The organism is Paracoccus sulfuroxidans, assembly GCF_007830335.1.
GTDB lineage: Bacteria > Pseudomonadota > Alphaproteobacteria > Rhodobacterales > Rhodobacteraceae > Paracoccus > Paracoccus sulfuroxidans.
In genome coordinates, this window is sequence record NZ_VLKU01000002.1 from 87,154 (window position 1) to 105,884 (window position 18,731).

Here is an 18,731-nt window from a genome sequence, read left to right on the forward strand (position 1 = left end):
ACCACAGGGAATGGACGAAAGGGCTGACAATAGCGTGAGTGATGCAACAGGCATCGCGGCGGCTGCCAGCCGGGCCTCAAAAAAAGGCCCGCCACCCGTGCATTTGTGGGACCCACCCTTCTGCGGCGATCTGGATATGGAGATCCGCACCGACGGCAGCTGGTTCTATCAGGGCACGCCCATCGGGCGGCCTGCGATGGTGCGCTTGTTCGCCTCGATCCTGAAGCGCGAGGGGGACGACTATTTCCTTGTCACCCCCGTCGAAAAGGTCGGCATCCGTGTGCAGGATGCCCCCTTCATCGCGGTCGATGCCGACATCGGCCCCGATGAGATCACATTTACGACGAATGTGGGCGAAAGCTTCACGGCGGGCCCAGAACATCGTATCGTGATTCGTGGCACAGTCGATGTGCCGCGTCCGTATGTCCACGTCCGAAGGGGCCTCTGGGCACTTGTAGATCGTAAGACGTTTTACCGGCTGGCCGAAACTGCGACATCGGATGCCCAAGGGCGCCTGTCTCTCTGTTCCGGTGGTGTCAGCTTTCTGCTGGAACCACCCCTATGTCCCGATACGCCGCCAATCTGACCTATCTTTTCACCGAATTGCCGATGCCCCAACGCTTCGCCGCCGCCAGACGTGCGGGGTTCGAGGGCATCGAGATCCTGTTTCCCTATGACCTGACGGTCAAGGAACTGTCGACCTGTGCGCGCGACGCCGGGCTGGAGTTCATCCTGATGAGCACGCCGCCCCCGAACTGGGCAGGCGGTCCGCGCGGCTTCGCGGCCGAGCCGGGCAATGAGGCGCGCTTTCGCAAGGATTTCGACCGCGCGCTGATGTTTGCCCAGGGGCTGCATGCGCGGCACATCCATGTCATGGCGGGCAAGGCCCAAGGCGCCCGCGCGCATCAGACGCTGGTCGAGAACCTGCGCTGGGCCACCGCCCGCGCGCCGCATGCCAGCCTGACGATCGAGCCGGTTTGCGCCGCCGACGACCCCGAGGCGTTCCTGACCTGCTTTGATCAGGCCGCCGGGATCATTGCCGAAGTGGCCGCCCCCAATCTGGGCCTGCAATTCGACACCTATCAGGCGCATCGGATACATGGCGACATCATGGCCGTCTGGGAACGGCACGGCCATCTGGTCCGCCATATCCAGATTGCCGGATCGCATGATGATGAGCCCTTCCACGACAGCATCTGCACCGCCGAATTCATTCGCGCGGTCGAGGCCTCGGGCTATCGGGGCTGGGTCGGGGCCGAGTACAAACCCTCGACAGCGATCACCTCCGAGGGGCTGAACTGGATGCATCAGCGGCCCATGCTGGGCCACTGAACAACCAGCGCCGCCCTAATAGGCGGCGCTGCCGGTGCCTGCGGGCAAGGCCCCGTAGGGAAGCCAGATCGTCTTGGTCCGCGTGGCGGCGCGCAGGAATTCGCGCCCCTCAACCTCGGCTGCGGTCCAGTCCTTCGCCGAGGGGGCACAGACCGGCGTCAGCACCTGCGCGGCGGCCTCTTCGACCGGGCGCAGCAGTTCGGCCGGGCCCACGGCCCAAAGCGCCTGCACATCGTCATGGCGTGCCAGAGCCAGCGCCAGTTCCTCGCGCGGACCGGTGATCATGTTCACGACCCCGGCAGACACGTCCGAGCAATCCAGCACCTGCGCCAGCGTCAGCGCCGCCATGGGCCGATCCTGCGACGGCACCGCGACGACCGCGTTGCCCATGGCAATCGCCGGCAGGACCAGCGAGACGAAGCCCGCCAGCGGCGCATCATTGGGGCAGACGACGCCCATCACGCCATGCGGCTCATGCAGGACGGTGACCAGATGGCCGGGCTTGGCCGCGACCGTGCGCCCGTCGAACTTGTCGGCAAAGCCCGCATAGAAGAAACAGCGGCGAATGGCACAGTCGATCTCGGAAGCAGGAGCGAAGGCGGCCAGTTCCTCACGCCTCTGGCTGAGGTTCTCGGCCAGGAAATACAGGACCTGCGCGCGGCCATGCGCGCCAAGCCCGGCCCATTTCCCGCGTCCGGCATGGGCGGCCTCAACGGCGTTGCGGATGTCCTTGCGCCCGCCCAGCGGCACAAGCTGGCCCTGCGCCGCGTAGCTTGCCCCCGCATCGGGGCGTTTCTGCGCGCCGCCGATGTAAAGCTTGGCCGTCCGGTCAATCTGCGCAGGATCGCCCGACGATCCGCTGTCTGGCACCGCCGAGACGGCGGCGGGCGTGCTGTCGCGCCCGGGTTTCATCGCGGGCGCGCGCAGATAGTCCAGCATCCCCTCATGCCCGCCTTCGCGGCCATAGCCGCTGTCGCGCACGCCGCCAAAGGGCGCAGCCGCGTCGAACAGATTGGCCGAGTTCACCCAGACGACGCCCGCCTTGATCCGCGCCGCCATATCGGTCGCAACGGTCGCACTTTCCGACCAGACCGAGGCCGCCAGCCCGTAATGTGTGCTATTGGCCAGATCCGCCGCCTCGTCGGGCGTGCGGAAGGTCGAGAGCGTGGCGATGGGACCGAAGATTTCCTCGGTCATGCCGGGGTTGCCGGGGGCGATGTTGCGCAGATAGCCGGGGGCGATGAAGCAGCCCTGCCCCTCGGCCCCGCCCACAAGCTCAGCCCCGGCAGCAACGGCGGCGGCGCAGATCTGCGCAATCCGCTGTTTCTGGACGGGATGGACGATGGCGCCGACATCGGTCGATTTGTCCAGCGGCGGGCCAACCCGCAGCTTGGCCATGCGCATCTGCAAGAGATGCTCGAACCGGTCGGCCACGGCCTCAGCGACCAGAATGCGCGAACCCGCGCAGCAGACCTGCCCCTGATTGAACCAGATGGAGTCGACCACGCCTTCGACGGCCGCGTCCAGATCGGCGTCGTCCATGACCACGAAGGGGGATTTGCCGCCCAGCTCCAGCGTCAGCCGCTGCGAGGTTCCGGCGAGGGTACGGGCGATCTGCCGCCCGACCTCGGTCGAGCCGGTGAAGGCGATCTTGTCGACCTCGGCCGCGACCAGCGCAGCACCGGTCGCCCCGTCCCCGGTCACGATATTGACGACGCCCGCAGGCAGCCCGACCTGCTGGCAGATCTCGGCGAAGGCCAGCGCGGTCAGCGAGGTGTATTCGGCAGGCTTCAGCACCACCGTATTCCCCGCCGCCAGCGCGGGCGCAACCTTCCATGCCAGCATCAGAAGCGGGAAGTTCCAGGGGATGATCTGGCCGCAAACGCCCAAGGGGGCATGGCCCGGAAACTCGCTGTCGCGCAGCTCCGCCCAACCGGCGTGATGATAGAAATGGCGCACCACCAGCGGCACGTCGATGTCGCGGCTTTCGCGCAAAGGCTTGCCGTTGTCGAGCGTCTCCAGCACCGAAAGGAAGCGTTCGCGCTTCTGGATGGTGCGGGCGATGGCGTAAAGAAAGCGCGCGCGCTCATGCCCGCCAAGCGCGGCCCAGCCGGGCTGCGCCTTGCGGGCCGCCCGCACGGCCCGCGCCACATCCTTGGCCGAGCCTTGCGACACCTGCGCCAGAACCTCGGACCGCGCCGGGTCGATGCTGTCGAAACTCTCGGCCGGTTTGGTGAAACTGCCGCCGATGAAATGCCCGAAGGGGCCGCGCGCCTTCAGCCATTCGCGCACCGCCGAGGCATCCTCGACCGAGGGGCCGTATTCCATGCTTTCCATGATCTCGCTCACGCTGGTCATGTGTCCTCTCAGCCCATCGTCAGGCGGCTGCTGGCCGCATAGCGGCCCGTCACGTAATGGCTGATCTGCCGTTCGATATCGCCCAGAAGCGACGAGGCCCCGATCCGGAACAGAGAGGGGCGCAGCCAGTCACGCCCCAGTTCCTCGGCCATCAGCACCTGCCAGTTCAGCGCATCCTTGGCGGTCTTGAGGCCGCCCGCGGGCTTGAACCCCACGCGGAAACCGGTGCGGTCGTGATAGTCGCGGATCGCGCGCAGCATCACCAGACTGACGGGCAGCGTGGCGTTCACCGGCTCTTTCCCGGTCGAGGTCTTGATGAAATCGGCCCCCGCCTGCATCGCGACATGGCTGGCGCGGGCCACATTGGTCAGGGTCTTCAACTCTCCGGTCGCAAGGATCGCCTTCATCAGCGCCGGGCCGCAGGCCTCACGCATGGCGCAAAGCTCGTCATAAAGCGCGCTCCAGTCGCCGCACAGGACAAGGGCGCGGCTGATGACGATGTCGATCTCATCTGCGCCCTCGTCACGGGCATAGCGGATTTCGGCCAGACGCAGGTCCAGGGGCATCAGCCCGGCCGGAAAGCCGGTCGCGACCGAGGCCACGGGAACGGCGCTGCCCGCCAGTGCGCGGCGCGCGGCCTCGACCATGGTGGGATAGACGCAGACGGCGCCGGTGGTCAGCGATTTGACACCCATGGCCGCCAGTTGCTCGGGCGCGATCGGCTGCAGGGCCTTGGCGCAAAGCCGCGCCACCCGGTCGGGCGTGTCATCGCCCGACAGCGTCGTCAGGTCGATGCAGCGCACGGCATTCAAGAGCCATGCCGCCTGCCATTCCTTCTTGAGACTGCGGCGCGCCGTCAGGCTGGACGCGCGCCGCTCGGCGGCGGGGGTGTTGACCGCGATGCGGTCGAACCACTCGGGCGTCAGATCCGTGCCCGGATTGCGTTGGGTGGTCGCCATGTCCATGCCCGCTCTCCTGCGTCAGCGCCTGGGCTTGCCCCGCCAGCTGTCCAGCCAGCGCGTGAAGCCTCCGCGAGCCTTGCTGGCACGCTCCGAGATCTCGTCGCGGGCGGCATCGGCGCGGGCATCCAGCCGGTCCCATGCCTCATCCACCGATTGCCGGGCGGGGTCGATGGTGCGCTCGCGGAACTGGTTCCACATGCGCCACAGAAGGAACAGCAAAAAGCCCAGCACCAGCAGGACGATCTGCGCCGCCCAGTTGAAGGGCCGCGCGTCAGGCCCCGCCACCGGATGCACCGAGACCGCATTCGGATAGATCGACAGCCACGAGATCCGCCAGCCATAAGAGGTCACGCTGACCCATTCCGGATTGGCCGCGTTCGAGACAAGGTTCGTCGCCTCGGATTGCAGGTTGGTGCTGTCGTATTTGAAATAGGGCGGCCAGATCCAGCCGGTGTCCTCGTTGCGATAGACATAGACGCGGCCATTCGGGCGCACCGTGTCGATGAAACGGATGTCGCGCTGGCCTGCAGCGTTCTGCACCGTGCCAGTGTCGGGCGAGGAATAGAAGATCTGGTTCGCGCCGATGTCGGTCATGCGGTTGTAGGTGTTGGTGATGCGCACCGTCTGCTTGGACGGCAGCGTGTAATCCATGAACAGGAATACCGATATTCCGAAGATCACACCCAGAACGGTCCAGAAATAGCGCATGGGTGACTCCTAATAGTAATTGACGAAAAAGATGATCGTCACGATCGCGACGACTGGCAAGACCATGACCCAGCCGATCAGTCGGGCACGCAGGGTCTTTTCAAATCCCACCATCGAACGCCGCACGAACTCGCGTCGTTCCGGCGAGGCGCCCGATTTCTCGGGGTGGCGGTGATCCCATTCCTTTTCAAGGGCTTCGCGGCGAAGGCTGCGAATGTAGATCGACAGAAGCACATAGAACAGCGCCTCGATGGCGATGATGATGGCGACAAGGCGGATCAATGCCATCATCGGGCGGGCCCCCATGGCGATGCAGGAACGGGTGTCCGGCGCTCATCCAGCTGCACGCGCGGAACGCCCCATGGGCCCGGGCGCTGCGGCGGGTCGTCGGCCTCGGGCTCATCCATCGAGGGCTCTGGTCCGAACAGGGCATCGCGCGTGCCCTGCTTGTCGACCTGATATTCCCGCGCCAGATGATCGGCGACATATTCCTGCTTTTTCGGGTCCCAGCCCTGATAGAGCCGATAGAAGAGCGCCTTGTTCATGATGAACAGCGCACGCACGTCATGGGGCGCAAGCTCGGTCAGCAGCATGTTCAACAGATCCCGCGCCGGCCCCGGACGTGCGCGCAGGGCATAGAAATACGCGGGGTCCGAGCTGTCGACGACCGGCCAGTCGCCGCCCTGTTCGGCATAGCGCAGAAGCGCGCTGAGCCCCCGGATCTCGGGCGGCAGCGCCTCGCCCATGCGTCCGGCGGCGCGGCGCAGTTCCGCGCGGGTCGCCCCGCCGGTATCGATGCCCAGACGCACCGCCGCGTCGATCAGGATGAAGTCGATCTTCTGGCGCAGGATCGAGGCGGCATTGCCGCTGCGGTCCGAGATGATCGCCTCGGTCAGAACCGCCCGCGCCATCCAGGCGGCGATCTCATTGACCTGATCCAGCGACATGGTGACCACGCCGGGGATGCTGACCTTCTGCGCCGGGTCCACGAAGACCATCGCCTTGATGGTCGGGCTGCGGAACACATAGACGCCGCCGAATTCCGAGGTGCGGTAATCGGGCACGTCGAACCGCGTGTGCTGAAGATGCACGGGGTTGCGGACGACGTCGCCGGTCTTGCGGGCCTGCTCGATCATCCGGGCGATCAGCACGTCATCCCACCAGGCGTCGGGCTCGGACCGAAAGCGGTCGATCAGCGCGGTCAGCTGATCGGATTCGGCCACATGATTGCCCGTGGTGTCGGCGGTGATCTGGATCTGCTTGATGCTGAGAAGATCGGCGGGCGAGGTGATCCGCCAGACCAGACTGTCAATCTCTCCCACCACCGCATCGCGGGCGGTCAGGCTGAAAAGCTGGCTTTCGTTCTGCACGATGAAGCGGCGCAGGATGTTGCGCAGGACCGAGAAATTCGCGTTGAGCAGCGGCGCCGTCTTCTGCTCGGTCGTCAGCAGAATGAACTGCCGGTTGCCGCTTTTCGGGTTCAGATAGTCCAGATCGCCCAGTTCATCCCCGATCTCGGGCGAGAATCCGGCCAGATCGATGTGAAACTCGGTCAGTTCGGTGCGCCGCCCGGTCAGCTTTTCCAGCGCGCGATTGTAAAAGCCGATCCATGCCGGGGAGTTCACCCGGATCAGGTTCCCGAACATCAGCCCGCGTTCGATCAGAAGCTTCATGGGGTGCCTCCTTCTACGGGTTTGGTCCACAACTGCTTTTGTGCAAGCAGGTAGTCAAGGGACTGCAACGTTTTTTCAATCTCGAATTTCGTCAGCCAGATCTGACTGGCTGGGCTAAGACGTGGACGGATTTCGTTGATCTGTCGGAGATACTTCGCCGCAAGAATGGCGTCGTCGGGATCGACGGCTCGCTGCATAGGCTTAAGAGTAGGGTTTTGTAGATCGTCCAACTCCTCTCGCGCCGAAGAGATTAACGTCATTGCGTGGTCGAAGCGCTCGGCTTCATTCTGCTGAGGACCGAACCTAACGAGCCTTCCCCGTTCAACGACCCAATGTTTTATATACCCCACCGCCGTCAAAAACCGATCAATCAACGCATCCAGTTCCTTGTCGGCCCGATCCTCTGCGCGCTCGATCTGCTCCTGCTCGAAGATGCGAGACTGCTGCGCCATCGCCTCGGCCATCTTCGCGGTCTCGGCCTGCTGTTCGCGCATTTCCGCGCGCTGCAGGCGCAATTCGATCGATTGCATCCAGACGGTAACGATCACCCAGATGAAGGCCAGAACGCTACCCACACCTGACAGCGCGTCGCCGATCTCGGCGGGGGTCGAGTTCAGGAAGACCTTCCATTTCGGCGTGCAGACCCCGTCCTGACAGACCTCGCCGAACCCAGCCCAGACCGCGATCAGAAATACCGCAAGCGTTAGCCCTCCGCCGACCCAAAGGGGCTCCGACGACACCTTCCTGCGTTTTGGAGCGCGGGGCCTGGGCACGGGGTCCGGCTTCTTCATCCCTCGAACCTGCGGCGTGCCTCGGCCATGCGCTCCATCCCGCGCACGGTTTCCGCGATGGCGGCCTCATCCGCGCCCTCGGCATAGCGCCATTCGCTGTCGGCGTAGCGGTTGATTTCCTGCACGACCATATCCAGCGTGATGGGCTTGCGCAGCGCCGAAATCATCTCAAGCTTGCGGTCATAGGGCTGGTGCAGGAAGGGCTCGGGCGTGGCGAACCATTCATCGGGCATGTCGAAATCCATCGCCCGCAGCTTGATCGCATCGGTAATGTTCTTGACCGCACGGCCGGTAAAGCGCGGCTCGGCGACCGAGATCGCGTGCAGGTAGCTGCCCAGATCCGCCAGCGTATCGAGCGTCCCGTATTGCGCGCTCACCTGATCGAAGACTCCGGCCAGCCCGGCCTCTTGCGGGCGCTGATGCGCCTCATAGCTTTCGGCGACAGCGGTGCGGATCGCCTGCGCCTTCATCAGGTCATGCTCACCCACCGGAATGTCATGGCGCTTGCCCAGAAGCAGCGAGAAGATGTCGATGTAATCCTCACGCGTTTGCGGCCCGTCGATCAGGAAGCGCGCGCCCGCCCGCTGGCGCAGCGCATCGTCAATCGCCTCGGCATGGTTCGAGAACATGCCGAAGGTGCAGTTGCCCCGCACCACGTTCGAGGCGCCCGCGAAGGCCTCCATCAGCACGGCGGTGATCTCTTGCTGGCCCGAGCTTGACTGCCGGTCGCCGCGCTTGCCCGCGATCTGGTCGATGTCGTCGATGGTGCCAAAGCCGATCACGGCGGGATCGATCACGGTGTTGATGAAGGCGCGCGCGTTCTGGCCCGACTTGCCCTGATAGCTGTCGATATTGTCGACCGACAGGTTCTGATAGCGGAAGGGATAGCCGCCGACCGTGCAATAATCGTTCAGCATCCCCGCCATCATCTGGATCAGCGTGGTCTTGCCGGTGCCGGGGCGGCCATCGCCCAGAAAGGTGAAGATGAAGCCGCCCAGCTCGACAAAGGGGTTCATCCGCCGGTCGAAATCATAGGCGACCATCATCCGCGCCAGCCGCATGGCCTGATGCTTGGCGATGTGGTTGCCGATCACCTCATCGGGGCGCTTGAAGCTCATGCTCAACGTGGTGCCGCGTGCCTTGGCGGCGGGGGTGAAGCCTGCAATCGGCAGATCATCGGCCGCAACGCGCCAGCTAGCGCCGGTGAAGGCCGCGATGCGGGGCGCGGTCTCGCCCCGCGCGGCGACTGCGGTGCCCAGAGCCTCGGCCCAGCCGATGACGGTCGCTATCAGGGTTTTGTCGTCCTGCGCGCGGGTCAGGTTCTGGCCCAGCTCCCACAGCGCGCCCTGCAGCGCGGTATGCGCATTGTCGGTCAGGATTTCGTCGACGGTGACGCCCTCGGCCTGTTCCGGCCCCGCATGCTCGGCCAGCAGGAAGGGCAGCGCATTGGCCAGCACCGAAAGCGCGGTCAGCGCCTCGACCGCCAGCAGCTCGGCAAATTCCGAGCGGCGTTCAGAGGGCAGCCGCCCCTCAAGGTTCGCGCGCTTGAGTTCCGCCGCGCCCGAGCGGGCCGCGACCTCATCGGCGACGGTCAGCGCAATCGCCAGCGCGCGGCGCAGAGCCCGCACGACGGTCGCGGCGGCCGGTGAGGGCAAATCGTCGCCGCCCACGGCCTCGACCTGATCGATCAGGCGGACGCCATCGGGGCGCGCGGTCGAGCGGCCCATCAACCCCGGCGTCGTCGGGCGAAAGCGGGTGGTGCGGGGGATGCCCGGCGAACGCTCGGCCTCGGCAGGCGCGGGCGCGACCGCCTTGCCCAGCCGGGGCGCGTGATCAAAGCCCGAGAGCAGGCCCAGCGCCTGCGGGTAATGCGCGCGGATGTCCTGTTCGCGCAGTTCCATTTCGTTGCGGGCTTCCATCAGTCCTCTTTCCTCCAACCACCTTCGTAATCGGTCACAAAGCCCTGACCATCGACGGCCAGCAGGGCGGTAAAATCATGCTCGGGCGAGAGATAGCGCCAGTGGCCCTCCCCTTCGCGCAGATAGGTTTGGTTCAGGGGTTTCAGCCGCCAGTCGCGCGCATCCAGCCAGGCGGCGGTCACATCGGCCCGGTCCTGCCCAAGGGCCATCAGGCGGCGCAGGGGCAAGGTGTTGGTCGCGGGCGTGAAGCCCAGATCGATGTCCTGCGCGCCCGCGACTTCGGGCACGGGCTGGTCGTTCACCGTCCAGCCGCCCGCCTCATCACGCGTCAGCAGAAGGTCAAGGGCGCGTTCGCCCACCCTGCCCCGCACCTCGGCCTGGCGGGTGATCCAGCCGGTGTCGCATTGGACTAGATAGCTGAGTGCGGCAGGCCCCTCAGGGTGGCGCCAGACGGCGGTGCCCTGAAGCTCCCACCCGCCGAAATTGCGCGACAGGCTGCAGGCGTCATGGCCCGGCACATGCAGCGCCCGCCACAGGATGTCGGCCACCACCCCCATCAGCGATATCCCGTGACCTGCCCGTTCGGCGCGGGCACATATTTGCGGATGTTGCGAAAGCCGGGCGGGTCCAGCGCCGACAGCGCCTGAAACGGCCGCTGCGGCAGGATCAGGAAGCGCTGCGCCGAGGTGACCCCCTGCCCGGCCCCCGCGACATTCAGCGGGTCCAGTTTGAAGATCTGCCGCTCGGTGACCGAGAAGAGGCCCGAGCTTTGCATCTCGGCCCGTTCGGCCTGCAGATCCTCCAGCGTCATGGCCATGGCCCAATCCTCGCCCGCCTCGGCCCGCGCGTCCTCCAGCACCTGCCGCACGGGACCCTCCTGCACGGTGAATTCGCGGGAATAGACCGGGCCAAGGGTGATGCGGCGCAGCCGATGCGGATGCAGCCGGTCGAAGTCGCGGTCAAAGCCCTGCGCAATCGTCAGCAGCTGCAGGGTCGAGACCGATTGCGCCAGAAGATGCGCCCGCACCTCGGGCCAGCGCTTGACGTCATCGGCCAGCGGGCGACGCCCGGTGTCGTCGCAATCCATCAGGTAAAGGACCGGCACGTTCAGCTGGCTGTCATAGACCGCCCAATGTATCAGCCAGCGTCGCCGACCTGCGCCCGAATCCGACAGCCAATAGGCCTGCGGATGCATCTGCGGCCAGAAGAGCCCGCCCTGCGCCAGCTGTTCATAATAATAGCGCTGCGACAGCGCATATTGCAGCCGCGTCGGGATGGTCAGGCTGCCGGTGATCTCGCGGACCATGTCATCCTTGATCGCCTCGGCCGAGGGCGTGCGGGCCAGTTCCTCGACCGCCTGCGCCGCATCACTGGCCATCTGCGCCACCTCGGACCAGACCGGAAAGCCCGATTCATGCGTGTCGATGGTCATGAAGCGCTTGAGCGGCCCCTCGATGCGCCCCGAGACGAGGTATTTCATCGAAAGCGCCTTTGACGAGTTCAGCAGCGCGCGCAGATAGCCTTCGATCACCTCGGATTCGGTGGCCGTGAAGATGCGGTCGCGCACCATCTCGGCCAGCGCCGGGATCAGCACGGCCATGATACGCTGGCTTTGGCCGAAATAGGCGCGCGCGATCAGGTCATCGTCAAGGCTGCGGTGATCGGCCGCCAGCCCCTTGGTCTTGTCCTCAGACATTCTGGCCACTCATCCCGGAGGCGTCAGCCGCCATAGAGGTTCTTGTCGTGCTTTTCGACGATCTCGGAAAAACGGCGGGCAAAGCGTTCATCGGCCTTGGCCTTTTCCTCAAGCACCTTGCGCGCAAAGACCATGTGATCGCCATGAGCTTCCAGCATGTCCATCATCCGCGAATTGGTGGCGGTGCCGATGGCGGCCATGGCGGCCTGCGCCTCCTGATCGGTCTTGACGCCGATCTCGTTGATGCGGTGGGCAACGTCCTGCTGCTGCGCGGTCTTCAGCGATTTGGTCAGCGCATCATACAGCACCACGCGCTGGCGGGTGTCAGTCTGCAGCTTGTTGATCAGCACCATCTGCGTCGCGGCCTGGTTTTGCAGGCTGTCAACCCAGGTCTTGCCAGCCTCGATATAGCGCTCAAGCGTCTGCGACTTGGCCAGCGCCACCTGTTCGTCCTGCACCAGGGCATTGTGCTGCTTGCTGGCGACGGCCAGTTCCGTCTCGATCCGGGTGCGGTCCGAGGCATCGGTGGTCGCCGCGACCTTGTTTTCCAGCTCGATCAGCTTCGGGTCCAGCGCTTGAATCCGCGCGCGCAGGTTTTCCAGCGTGTCGACCACGGTTTCGCGGTCGGCCAGCGTGTCGGTCAGGTTCTGTTCGACCTTATCCTTCTGCTCATTCAGCATCGTCAGCTGGCCTTCCAGCAGCCGGGTGATCACGTCCGACTTGCCGATCAGATCCTGCAGCTTGTCATCGATCGAGGCCGTGCGCAGGCGTTCCTGCCGCATCGACTCAGACTTGTGCGAGGCGAAGACGCCGACGAATTTCTCCCACCCGGTTTTTGAGCGCATCTGTTCGAAATCGCGCGAGAATCCGGCGGTCACATCGTCCAGACCCATGATCAGTTCGGCGATATTGGCGTTCATCGCCTCGGTATGGGCATGCACGTCCTGCAGCGTCGCATTGGCGATGTCGATGGTGGGCTGTTCGACCCCTGCCTTCGCCGCGACCCGGTCCAGCCGCGACGTCATGTCGGCGATCTTTTCCTGCGTCAGAACGATCTGTTTCTGGCTGTCCTTGATCTGCTGATCCAGCGATGCCATCACGTACTCCCCATAGAACTTGTTGTTGGAAAAGACATTAGGGCGCGCTTCGGATCATTCAATACAAGAACGTATCTGCGCTTTGTTGCATTGCGTCACCGGCGGCCCTAGCCTGCCCCTCATGGACGCTCTCAGACATGCCGTTGAATCCCGCCGTGACGACCTGATCCGACTGACGCAGGAGCTGGTCCGCATCCCCACCCTGAACCCTCCGGGCCTGAATTACCGCGAGATCTGCGACTATCTTGAGGGGCGACTGGCGCCGCGCGGCTGGGCCTGCGAATTCGTGCGTGCGCATGGCGCGCCCGGCGACAGCGACACCTATCCGCGCTGGAACCTTGTCGCGCGGCACAAGGGCCCACGCCCGGGCGAATGCGTGCATTTCAACAGCCACCATGACGTGGTCGAGGTCGGGCATGGCTGGACCCGCGACCCATTCGGCGGTGAGCTGGACGAGGGGCGCATCTATGGGCGCGGCACCTGCGACATGAAAGGCGGGCTGGCCGCCAGCATCATCGCGGCCGAAGCCTTCATCGCGACCCGCCCCGATTACGCCGGCAGCATCGAGATCAGCGCCACCGCCGATGAGGAATCGGGTGGCTATGGCGGCGTCGCCTATCTGGCCCAGCAGGGCGCATTCGCGCATGTGGGCCATGTCATCATCCCCGAGCCCCTGCACAAGGACCGCATCTGCCTTGGCCATCGCGGCGTCTGGTGGGCCGAGATCGAGACACATGGCCGCATCGCCCATGGCTCGATGCCCTTTCTGGGCGACAGCGCGATCCGCCACATGGGCGCGGTGCTGGAAGAGATCGAGACCCGGCTCTACCCCGCGCTGATGGCGCGCCGGACCGCCGCCCCGGTGATCCCGGAAGGTGCGCGCAATTCGACGCTCAATATCAACTCGATCCACGGCGGCCAGCCCGAACAGCCTGCCGATTTCACCGGCCTGCCCGCGCCCTGCGTCGCCGACCGTTGCCGCATCGTGATCGACCGCCGCTTCCTGATGGAAGAGGAACTCTCCGAGGTGAAGGCCGAAATCACCACCCTGTTGGAGCGCGTGCGCGCCGCCCGCCCCGGCTTTTCCTATGAAATCCGGGATCTTTTCGAAGTCATCCCCTCGATGACCGAGAAATCGGCACCCGTCGTCCGCTCGACCGCCGCCGCCATCGAGCGCGTCCTGGGGATCGAGGCCGCCTATGTCGTCTCGCCCGGCACCTATGACCAGAAGCACATCGACCGCATCGGCAAGCTGCAGAACTGCATTGCCTATGGGCCGGGCATCCTTGATCTGGCGCATCAGCCCGATGAATGGGTGGGCGTGCAGGACATGCTGGATTCGGCCCGCGTCATGGCGCTGGTGCTGGACGACATCCTGATGGGTCAGGACCCCTCCCTGACGCGCCCGCCAGCCTAGACCGTGAAAGGGCCGCACATGGAACTGACCTCGCAGATCGACATCGACGCCCCGCCTGACCGCATCTTTCCGCTGTTCCTGCATGCAAGGATGGATGACCGCCTGCCCATGGCCTTCCGCTTCGGACTGCCGAAGGCGGTCTCCTGCTCGATCATCCAGGGCGACGGCGGGGTCGGCAGCATCCGGCGCTGCATCACGACGCGCGGCTATATGGACCAGGTCATCGAATTCTCTCAGCCCGACCAGCATTTCGCCTATCGGCTGATCGACAGCGATTACTGGGGCCAGCCCTTCATCGGCCATGTCGCCGATGACATCGAGTTGCGGCCATTGGCAAGTGATCGCACCCGCGTCATCCGCCGCACCAGCTTTGACGCGAAGGGCCTGCTGCGCTGGCCGGGCCGCCAGATCATGCGGCTGGGGTTCATCCACGCCCATAAATACGCCAATGAAAACTGGCAAAGGCTTGCCACAGCCTGATCGGGCCCAGACTGCCGCTTTCTCAACCCCGGATTTCATGCCAGAATGCGGGCGAAACCAGCAAACGACACCAACGAAGCATCCCATGCCCCAACGCTTTTCGATCAGCACCGTCGTCTTTTTCGTCCTGATGCTTCTGCTGGGGATCTATTTCGCCTACGCTGCCGTGCAGGGCCCCTCGGGCATCCTGCGCCGCGTCCAGATCGAGGCCGAGACCGCCGAATTGCGCGAACAGCGCGACGCGCTGCAGGCCGAGGTCGATGAGACCCGCAACCTGACACGGCGGCTGTCGGACGACTATCTGGACCTTGACCTGCTGGACGAACGCGCCCGCGACGTGCTGGGTCTGGTGCGCGCGGACGAGATCATCATTCGCTGACCTGCCCCCGTTCGCGCCACCCCGCGCGCTGCCCCAGACCCGCCCGAGTGCATTTTTTTGCGCATCGGAATGTTTCCGCTGGCTTTGACGCGAAGGCCGGTTTACTTCCCCCGCAACCTTACAATAGAATTAGTTTAACGCTGAACTATTCCTGCGCCCGGAGGAGGCCCCGTATGGTCAGAAAGCCCGCAGCCAAGCAAAGCACGGCAAACGTGTCTAAGGACGAGCTGCTAAAATACTATCGTGACATGCTGTTGATCCGGCGATTCGAAGAAAAGGCAGGCCAGCTTTATGGCATGGGCCTGATCGGCGGTTTCTGCCACCTCTACATCGGTCAGGAAGCCGTGGTTGTCGGCCTTGAGGCCGCAGCCGAGGAAGGCGACAAGCGCGTCACCAGCTACCGCGACCACGGCCATATGCTGGCCTGCGGCATGGATGCCCGCGGCGTCATGGCTGAACTGACCGGCCGCGAAGGCGGCTATTCGCGCGGCAAGGGCGGCTCGATGCACATGTTCTCGCGCGAGAAGCATTTCTACGGCGGCCACGGCATCGTCGGCGCGCAGGTGCCGCTGGGGGCCGGTCTGGCCTTCGCCGACAAATATCTAGGCAATGGTCGCGTGACCTTCACCTATTTCGGTGACGGCGCCTCGAACCAGGGTCAGGTCTATGAGACCTACAACATGGCCGAATTGTGGGAACTTCCGGTGATTTTCGTCATCGAGAACAACCAGTACGCCATGGGCACCTCGATGAAGCGCTCGACCAAGTCGACGACGCTCTTCGGTCGTGGCGAGGCCTTCGGCATCCCCGGCGAGCAGGTGGACGGCATGGACGTGCTGGCGGTCAAGGCCGCAGGCGAAAAGGCCATCGCGCATTGCCGCTCGGGCAAGGGCCCCTACATCCTCGAAGTGATGACCTACCGCTATCGCGGCCACTCGATGTCGGACCCGGCCAAGTACCGCACGCGCGAGGAAGTGCAGAAAATGCGCGACGAACGCGACGCCATCGAACATGTGCGCGAACTGCTGCTGCAGGGCCAGCACGCGACCGAAGATGACCTGAAGGCCATCGACCGCGAAATCAAGGAAATCGTCAACGATTCCGCCGAGTTCGCGAAGGAAAGCCCCGAGCCTCAGCTGAGCGAGCTGTGGACCGACATCTATGCCGAAGACGACGTGAAAGCCTGAGGGAGGGAACCATGGCTACTGAAATCCTGATGCCCGCCCTGTCGCCGACCATGGAGGAAGGCGTGCTGGCCAAATGGCTGGTGAAAGAAGGCGACACCGTCAAGGCCGGTGACATTCTGGCCGAAATCGAAACCGACAAGGCGACGATGGAATTCGAAGCGGTCGACGAAGGCATCGTCGGCAAGCTTCTGGTCGCCGAAGGCACCCAAGGCGTGAAGGTGAACACCCCGATCGCCGTGCTGGTCGAGGAAGGCGAGTCGGCGGATGCCGCCCCTGCCCCCAAAGCCGCCGCTGCCGAAGCCGCCCCGGCCGAAGCCGCAGCATCGGCTCCGGCACGCGCCGCTGAAAGCGCGCCGCAGACCCCGGCCGCCAATGCCTCGCCCGACTGGCCCGAAGGCACGCCGATGAAGACCATCACCGTGCGCGAAGCGCTGCGTGAGGCGATGTCCGAGGAAATGACGCGCGACGAAACGGTCTTCCTGATGGGCGAAGAGGTCGGCGAATACCAGGGTGCCTACAAGATCAGCCAGGGCCTCTTGGACAAGTTCGGCCCGCGCCGCGTGGTCGACACCCCGATCACCGAGATGGGCTTCGCCGGGATCGGCGTCGGCGCCTCCTGGGGCGGTCTGCGTCCGATTGTCGAGTTCATGACCTTCAACTTCGCCATGCAGGCGATTGACCAGATCATCAACTCGGCCGCGAAGACGCTTTACATGTCGGGCGGTCAGATGGGCTCGCCCATCGTGTTCCGTGGTCCGAACGGTGCCGCCGCCCGCGTGGGCGCCCAGCACAGCCAGGACTATGCGGCATGGTATGCGCAGATCCCCGGCCTGAAAGTCGTCATGCCCTATACGGCCGCTGACGCCAAAGGCCTGCTGAAAACCGCGATCCGCGACAACAACCCCGTTGTTTTCCTTGAAAACGAGATCCTCTATGGTCGCTCGTTCGAGGTGCCGGATGTGCCGGACTTCACCATCCCCTTCGGCAAGGCCCGCATTGCGCGCGCCGGCAAGGACGTGACAATCGTCAGCTTCGGCATCGGCATGGTCCATGCACTCGAGGCCGCCGACAAGCTGGCCGCCGAAGGCATCGAGGCCGAGGTCATCGACCTGCGCACCCTGCGCCCGCTCGATTACGGCACCGTGCTGGAATCGGTGAAGCGCACGAACCGCTGCGTCACCGTCGAGGAAGGCTTCCCGGTCGCGTCGATCGGCAACCACCTGTCGGCCTATATCATGGAAAACGCCTTCGATTATCTCGATGCCCCGGTGATCAACTGCACCGGCAAGGACGTGCCCATGCCTTATGCGGCCAACCTCGAAAAGCTGGCGCTGATCACCTCGGATGAGGTTGTCGCGGCGGTCAAGAAAGTCACTTATCGCTGAGGAAGGACGAAGCATGTCGACAGAAATCCTGATGCCCGCCCTTTCCCCGACGATGGAAGAGGGCACCCTGGCCAAATGGCTGGTGAAAGAGGGTGATACCGTCAAATCCGGCGACATCCTCGCCGAGATCGAGACCGACAAGGCTACGATGGAGTTCGAGGCCGTGGACGAAGGCGTGATCGCAAAACTGCTGATCGCCGAAGGCACGGCGGGCGTGAAGGTCAATACGGCCATCGCGGTCCTGCTCGAAGAGGGCGAAAGCGCGGCAGACGTGAAAGCTCCGGCCCCCAAGGCCGAGGCCGCCGCTCCGGCTCCGGCCGCAGCAGCAGCCCCCGCCCCTGCGGCTCCGGCAGCACCCGCTGCCGCCCCGTCGGCGGGTCGTGACGACAAGGGCAACCGCGTCTTCGCCTCGCCGCTCGCGCGCCGGATCGCTGCGGAAAAAGGCATCGATCTTGCCGCCGTGACGGGCTCCGGCCCTTACGGTCGCATCGTCAAGGCCGACGTCGAGGGTGCAAAACCCGGCGCAGCCGCCCCGCGCGCCGCCGCGGCTGCGGAAGCGCCCAAGGCCGCCGCTCCGGCTGCGGCTCCCGCCGTCGCCACCGGTCCCTCGACCGAGACCATCCTCAAGATGTATGCCGACCGCGAGACCACTGAGGTCGCGCTCGACGGCATGCGCCGCACCATTGCCGCGCGTCTCTCCGAGGCCAAGCAGACGATCCCGCATTTCTATCTGCGCAAATCGGCCAAGCTCGATGAGCTGATGAAGTTCCGCGCCATGCTGAACAAGCAGCTGGAAGCACGCGGCGTGAAGCTGTCGGTCAATGACTTCATCATCAAGGCCAGCGCGCTGGCCCTGCAAGAGGTGCCGGATGCCAATGCCGTCTGGGCAGGCGACCGGATCCTGAAGCTCAAGCCCTCGGATGTGGCGGTTGCCGTCGCCATCGAAGGCGGCCTCTTCACCCCGGTCCTGAAGGACGCGCAGCAGAAAACGCTGTCGACCCTCTCGATCGAGATGAAGGACCTGGCCAGCCGCGCCAAGACGAAGAAGCTCGCGCCCCATGAATATCAGGGCGGCAGCTTCGCCATCTCGAACCTCGGCATGTTCGGGATCGAGAACTTCGACGCGGTCATCAACCCACCGCATGGCGCGATCCTTGCCGTCGGCGCGGGCATCCAGACCCCGGTCGTCGAAAATGGCGAGGTGGTCATCCGCAACGTCATGTCGATGACGCTCTCGGTCGATCACCGGGTGATTGACGGGGCCCTGGGCGCGCAGCTTCTGGATGCGATCGTCAAGCACCTCGAAAACCCGATGGGCATGCTCGCCTGAGTCATCCCAAACGACAG

The 18,731-nt window shown here is 64.7% G+C and carries 18 protein-coding genes; 8 read left to right on the forward strand and 10 right to left on the reverse strand.

What is annotated here, in order from left to right; all coding sequences use genetic code 11:
• Positions 1 to 10 precede the first annotated feature (10 nt).
• Together IQ24_RS02915 and IQ24_RS02920 are read left to right on the forward strand one after the other, a co-directional pair.
• A complete protein-coding gene (locus IQ24_RS02915; protein WP_145396248.1) occupies positions 11 to 586 on the forward strand; it encodes a DUF1285 domain-containing protein in 576 nt (191 codons plus the stop codon).
• Positions 562 to 1,332, forward strand: a complete 771-nt coding sequence (locus tag IQ24_RS02920) for a hydroxypyruvate isomerase family protein (RefSeq protein ID WP_145396249.1) — start codon at positions 562 to 564, stop codon at positions 1,330 to 1,332. The genes IQ24_RS02915 and IQ24_RS02920 overlap by 25 nt, the downstream gene beginning before the upstream one ends.
• Positions 1,333 to 1,347: 15 nt before the next feature.
• Here IQ24_RS02920 and IQ24_RS02925 read toward each other — a convergent pair whose 3' ends face one another.
• The 10 genes from IQ24_RS02925 to IQ24_RS02970 are packed head-to-tail and all read right to left on the reverse strand — an operon-like array spanning position 1,348 to position 12,536.
• Complete coding sequence (locus IQ24_RS02925; RefSeq protein ID WP_145396250.1) at positions 1,348 to 3,690, reverse strand: aldehyde dehydrogenase family protein; 2,343 nt, start codon at positions 3,688 to 3,690, stop codon at positions 1,348 to 1,350.
• An 8-nt stretch (positions 3,691 to 3,698) separates the two neighbouring features.
• Positions 3,699 to 4,649 carry a deoxyribose-phosphate aldolase gene (gene deoC, locus IQ24_RS02930; RefSeq protein WP_145396668.1) on the reverse strand — a complete coding sequence of 317 codons (951 nt, stop codon included), beginning with the start codon at positions 4,647 to 4,649 and terminating at the stop codon, positions 3,699 to 3,701.
• A 21-nt stretch (positions 4,650 to 4,670) separates the two neighbouring features.
• Positions 4,671 to 5,360 (reverse strand): DUF1523 family protein, encoded by a 690-nt coding sequence (locus tag IQ24_RS02935; RefSeq protein WP_145396251.1) that lies wholly within the window; start codon positions 5,358 to 5,360, stop codon positions 4,671 to 4,673.
• 9 nt (positions 5,361 to 5,369) lie between these two features.
• Entirely contained in the window at positions 5,370 to 5,651 is a 282-nt protein-coding gene (locus IQ24_RS02940) for a hypothetical protein (RefSeq protein WP_145396252.1), read from the reverse strand.
• Positions 5,648 to 7,033 (reverse strand): DUF6638 family protein, encoded by a 1,386-nt coding sequence (locus tag IQ24_RS02945; protein WP_145396253.1) that lies wholly within the window; start codon positions 7,031 to 7,033, stop codon positions 5,648 to 5,650. Before IQ24_RS02945 ends, IQ24_RS02940 begins: the two co-directional genes overlap by 4 nt.
• Entirely contained in the window at positions 7,030 to 7,824 is a 795-nt protein-coding gene (locus IQ24_RS02950; protein ID WP_145396254.1) for a hypothetical protein, read from the reverse strand. The genes IQ24_RS02945 and IQ24_RS02950 overlap by 4 nt, the downstream gene beginning before the upstream one ends.
• Entirely contained in the window at positions 7,821 to 9,743 is a 1,923-nt protein-coding gene (locus tag IQ24_RS02955; RefSeq protein WP_242007892.1) for an AAA family ATPase, read from the reverse strand. Before IQ24_RS02955 ends, IQ24_RS02950 begins: the two co-directional genes overlap by 4 nt.
• Positions 9,743 to 10,300 (reverse strand): putative glycolipid-binding domain-containing protein, encoded by a 558-nt coding sequence (locus IQ24_RS02960; RefSeq protein ID WP_145396255.1) that lies wholly within the window; start codon positions 10,298 to 10,300, stop codon positions 9,743 to 9,745. Before IQ24_RS02960 ends, IQ24_RS02955 begins: the two co-directional genes overlap by 1 nt.
• Positions 10,300 to 11,439, reverse strand: a complete 1,140-nt coding sequence (locus IQ24_RS02965) for a hypothetical protein (RefSeq protein WP_145396256.1) — start codon at positions 11,437 to 11,439, stop codon at positions 10,300 to 10,302. The genes IQ24_RS02960 and IQ24_RS02965 overlap by 1 nt, the downstream gene beginning before the upstream one ends.
• Positions 11,440 to 11,462: 23 nt before the next feature.
• Complete coding sequence (locus IQ24_RS02970) at positions 11,463 to 12,536, reverse strand: hypothetical protein (RefSeq protein WP_145396257.1); 1,074 nt, start codon at positions 12,534 to 12,536, stop codon at positions 11,463 to 11,465.
• Positions 12,537 to 12,657: 121 nt separating this feature from the next.
• On the opposite strand from IQ24_RS02970, the gene IQ24_RS02975 reads away from it, so the two are divergent.
• The 6 genes from IQ24_RS02975 (at position 12,658) to IQ24_RS03000 (ending at position 18,714) form a co-directional block, all read left to right on the forward strand.
• Positions 12,658 to 13,953 (forward strand): acetylornithine deacetylase/succinyl-diaminopimelate desuccinylase family protein, encoded by a 1,296-nt coding sequence (locus IQ24_RS02975; protein ID WP_145396258.1) that lies wholly within the window; start codon positions 12,658 to 12,660, stop codon positions 13,951 to 13,953.
• A gap of 18 nt (positions 13,954 to 13,971) precedes the next feature.
• Complete coding sequence (locus tag IQ24_RS02980) at positions 13,972 to 14,433, forward strand: SRPBCC family protein (RefSeq protein ID WP_145396259.1); 462 nt, start codon at positions 13,972 to 13,974, stop codon at positions 14,431 to 14,433.
• A gap of 85 nt (positions 14,434 to 14,518) precedes the next feature.
• Positions 14,519 to 14,812 (forward strand): FtsB family cell division protein, encoded by a 294-nt coding sequence (locus IQ24_RS02985; RefSeq protein ID WP_145396260.1) that lies wholly within the window; start codon positions 14,519 to 14,521, stop codon positions 14,810 to 14,812.
• A 173-nt stretch (positions 14,813 to 14,985) separates the two neighbouring features.
• A complete protein-coding gene (gene pdhA / locus IQ24_RS02990) occupies positions 14,986 to 15,999 on the forward strand; it encodes a pyruvate dehydrogenase (acetyl-transferring) E1 component subunit alpha (protein ID WP_145396261.1) in 1,014 nt (337 codons plus the stop codon).
• 11 nt (positions 16,000 to 16,010) lie between these two features.
• A complete protein-coding gene (locus IQ24_RS02995; RefSeq protein WP_145396262.1) occupies positions 16,011 to 17,384 on the forward strand; it encodes a pyruvate dehydrogenase complex E1 component subunit beta in 1,374 nt (457 codons plus the stop codon).
• A 13-nt stretch (positions 17,385 to 17,397) separates the two neighbouring features.
• Positions 17,398 to 18,714 carry a pyruvate dehydrogenase complex dihydrolipoamide acetyltransferase gene (locus IQ24_RS03000; protein WP_145396263.1) on the forward strand — a complete coding sequence of 439 codons (1,317 nt, stop codon included), beginning with the start codon at positions 17,398 to 17,400 and terminating at the stop codon, positions 18,712 to 18,714.
• Positions 18,715 to 18,731: the final 17 nt, after the last annotated feature.

Coding starts and splice junctions, on each gene's coding strand:
- IQ24_RS02950 (WP_145396254.1), bottom strand. CDS start 7,824: ATGAAGAAGCCGGACCCCGTGCCCAGGCCCCGCGCTCCAAAACGCAGG.
- IQ24_RS02960 (WP_145396255.1), bottom strand. CDS start 10,300: ATGGGGGTGGTGGCCGACATCCTGTGGCGGGCGCTGCATGTGCCGGGC.
- IQ24_RS02920 (WP_145396249.1), top strand. CDS start 562: ATGTCCCGATACGCCGCCAATCTGACCTATCTTTTCACCGAATTGCCG.
- IQ24_RS02970 (WP_145396257.1), bottom strand. CDS start 12,536: ATGGCATCGCTGGATCAGCAGATCAAGGACAGCCAGAAACAGATCGTT.
- IQ24_RS02955 (WP_242007892.1), bottom strand. CDS start 9,743: ATGGAAGCCCGCAACGAAATGGAACTGCGCGAACAGGACATCCGCGCG.
- IQ24_RS03000 (WP_145396263.1), top strand. CDS start 17,398: ATGTCGACAGAAATCCTGATGCCCGCCCTTTCCCCGACGATGGAAGAG.
- IQ24_RS02965 (WP_145396256.1), bottom strand. CDS start 11,439: ATGTCTGAGGACAAGACCAAGGGGCTGGCGGCCGATCACCGCAGCCTT.
- pdhA (WP_145396261.1), top strand. CDS start 14,986: ATGGTCAGAAAGCCCGCAGCCAAGCAAAGCACGGCAAACGTGTCTAAG.
- IQ24_RS02975 (WP_145396258.1), top strand. CDS start 12,658: ATGGACGCTCTCAGACATGCCGTTGAATCCCGCCGTGACGACCTGATC.
- IQ24_RS02945 (WP_145396253.1), bottom strand. CDS start 7,033: ATGAAGCTTCTGATCGAACGCGGGCTGATGTTCGGGAACCTGATCCGG.
- IQ24_RS02940 (WP_145396252.1), bottom strand. CDS start 5,651: ATGATGGCATTGATCCGCCTTGTCGCCATCATCATCGCCATCGAGGCG.
- IQ24_RS02935 (WP_145396251.1), bottom strand. CDS start 5,360: ATGCGCTATTTCTGGACCGTTCTGGGTGTGATCTTCGGAATATCGGTA.
- IQ24_RS02915 (WP_145396248.1), top strand. CDS start 11: ATGGACGAAAGGGCTGACAATAGCGTGAGTGATGCAACAGGCATCGCG.
- deoC (WP_145396668.1), bottom strand. CDS start 4,649: ATGGCGACCACCCAACGCAATCCGGGCACGGATCTGACGCCCGAGTGG.
- IQ24_RS02995 (WP_145396262.1), top strand. CDS start 16,011: ATGGCTACTGAAATCCTGATGCCCGCCCTGTCGCCGACCATGGAGGAA.
- IQ24_RS02925 (WP_145396250.1), bottom strand. CDS start 3,690: ATGACCAGCGTGAGCGAGATCATGGAAAGCATGGAATACGGCCCCTCG.
- IQ24_RS02985 (WP_145396260.1), top strand. CDS start 14,519: ATGCCCCAACGCTTTTCGATCAGCACCGTCGTCTTTTTCGTCCTGATG.
- IQ24_RS02980 (WP_145396259.1), top strand. CDS start 13,972: ATGGAACTGACCTCGCAGATCGACATCGACGCCCCGCCTGACCGCATC.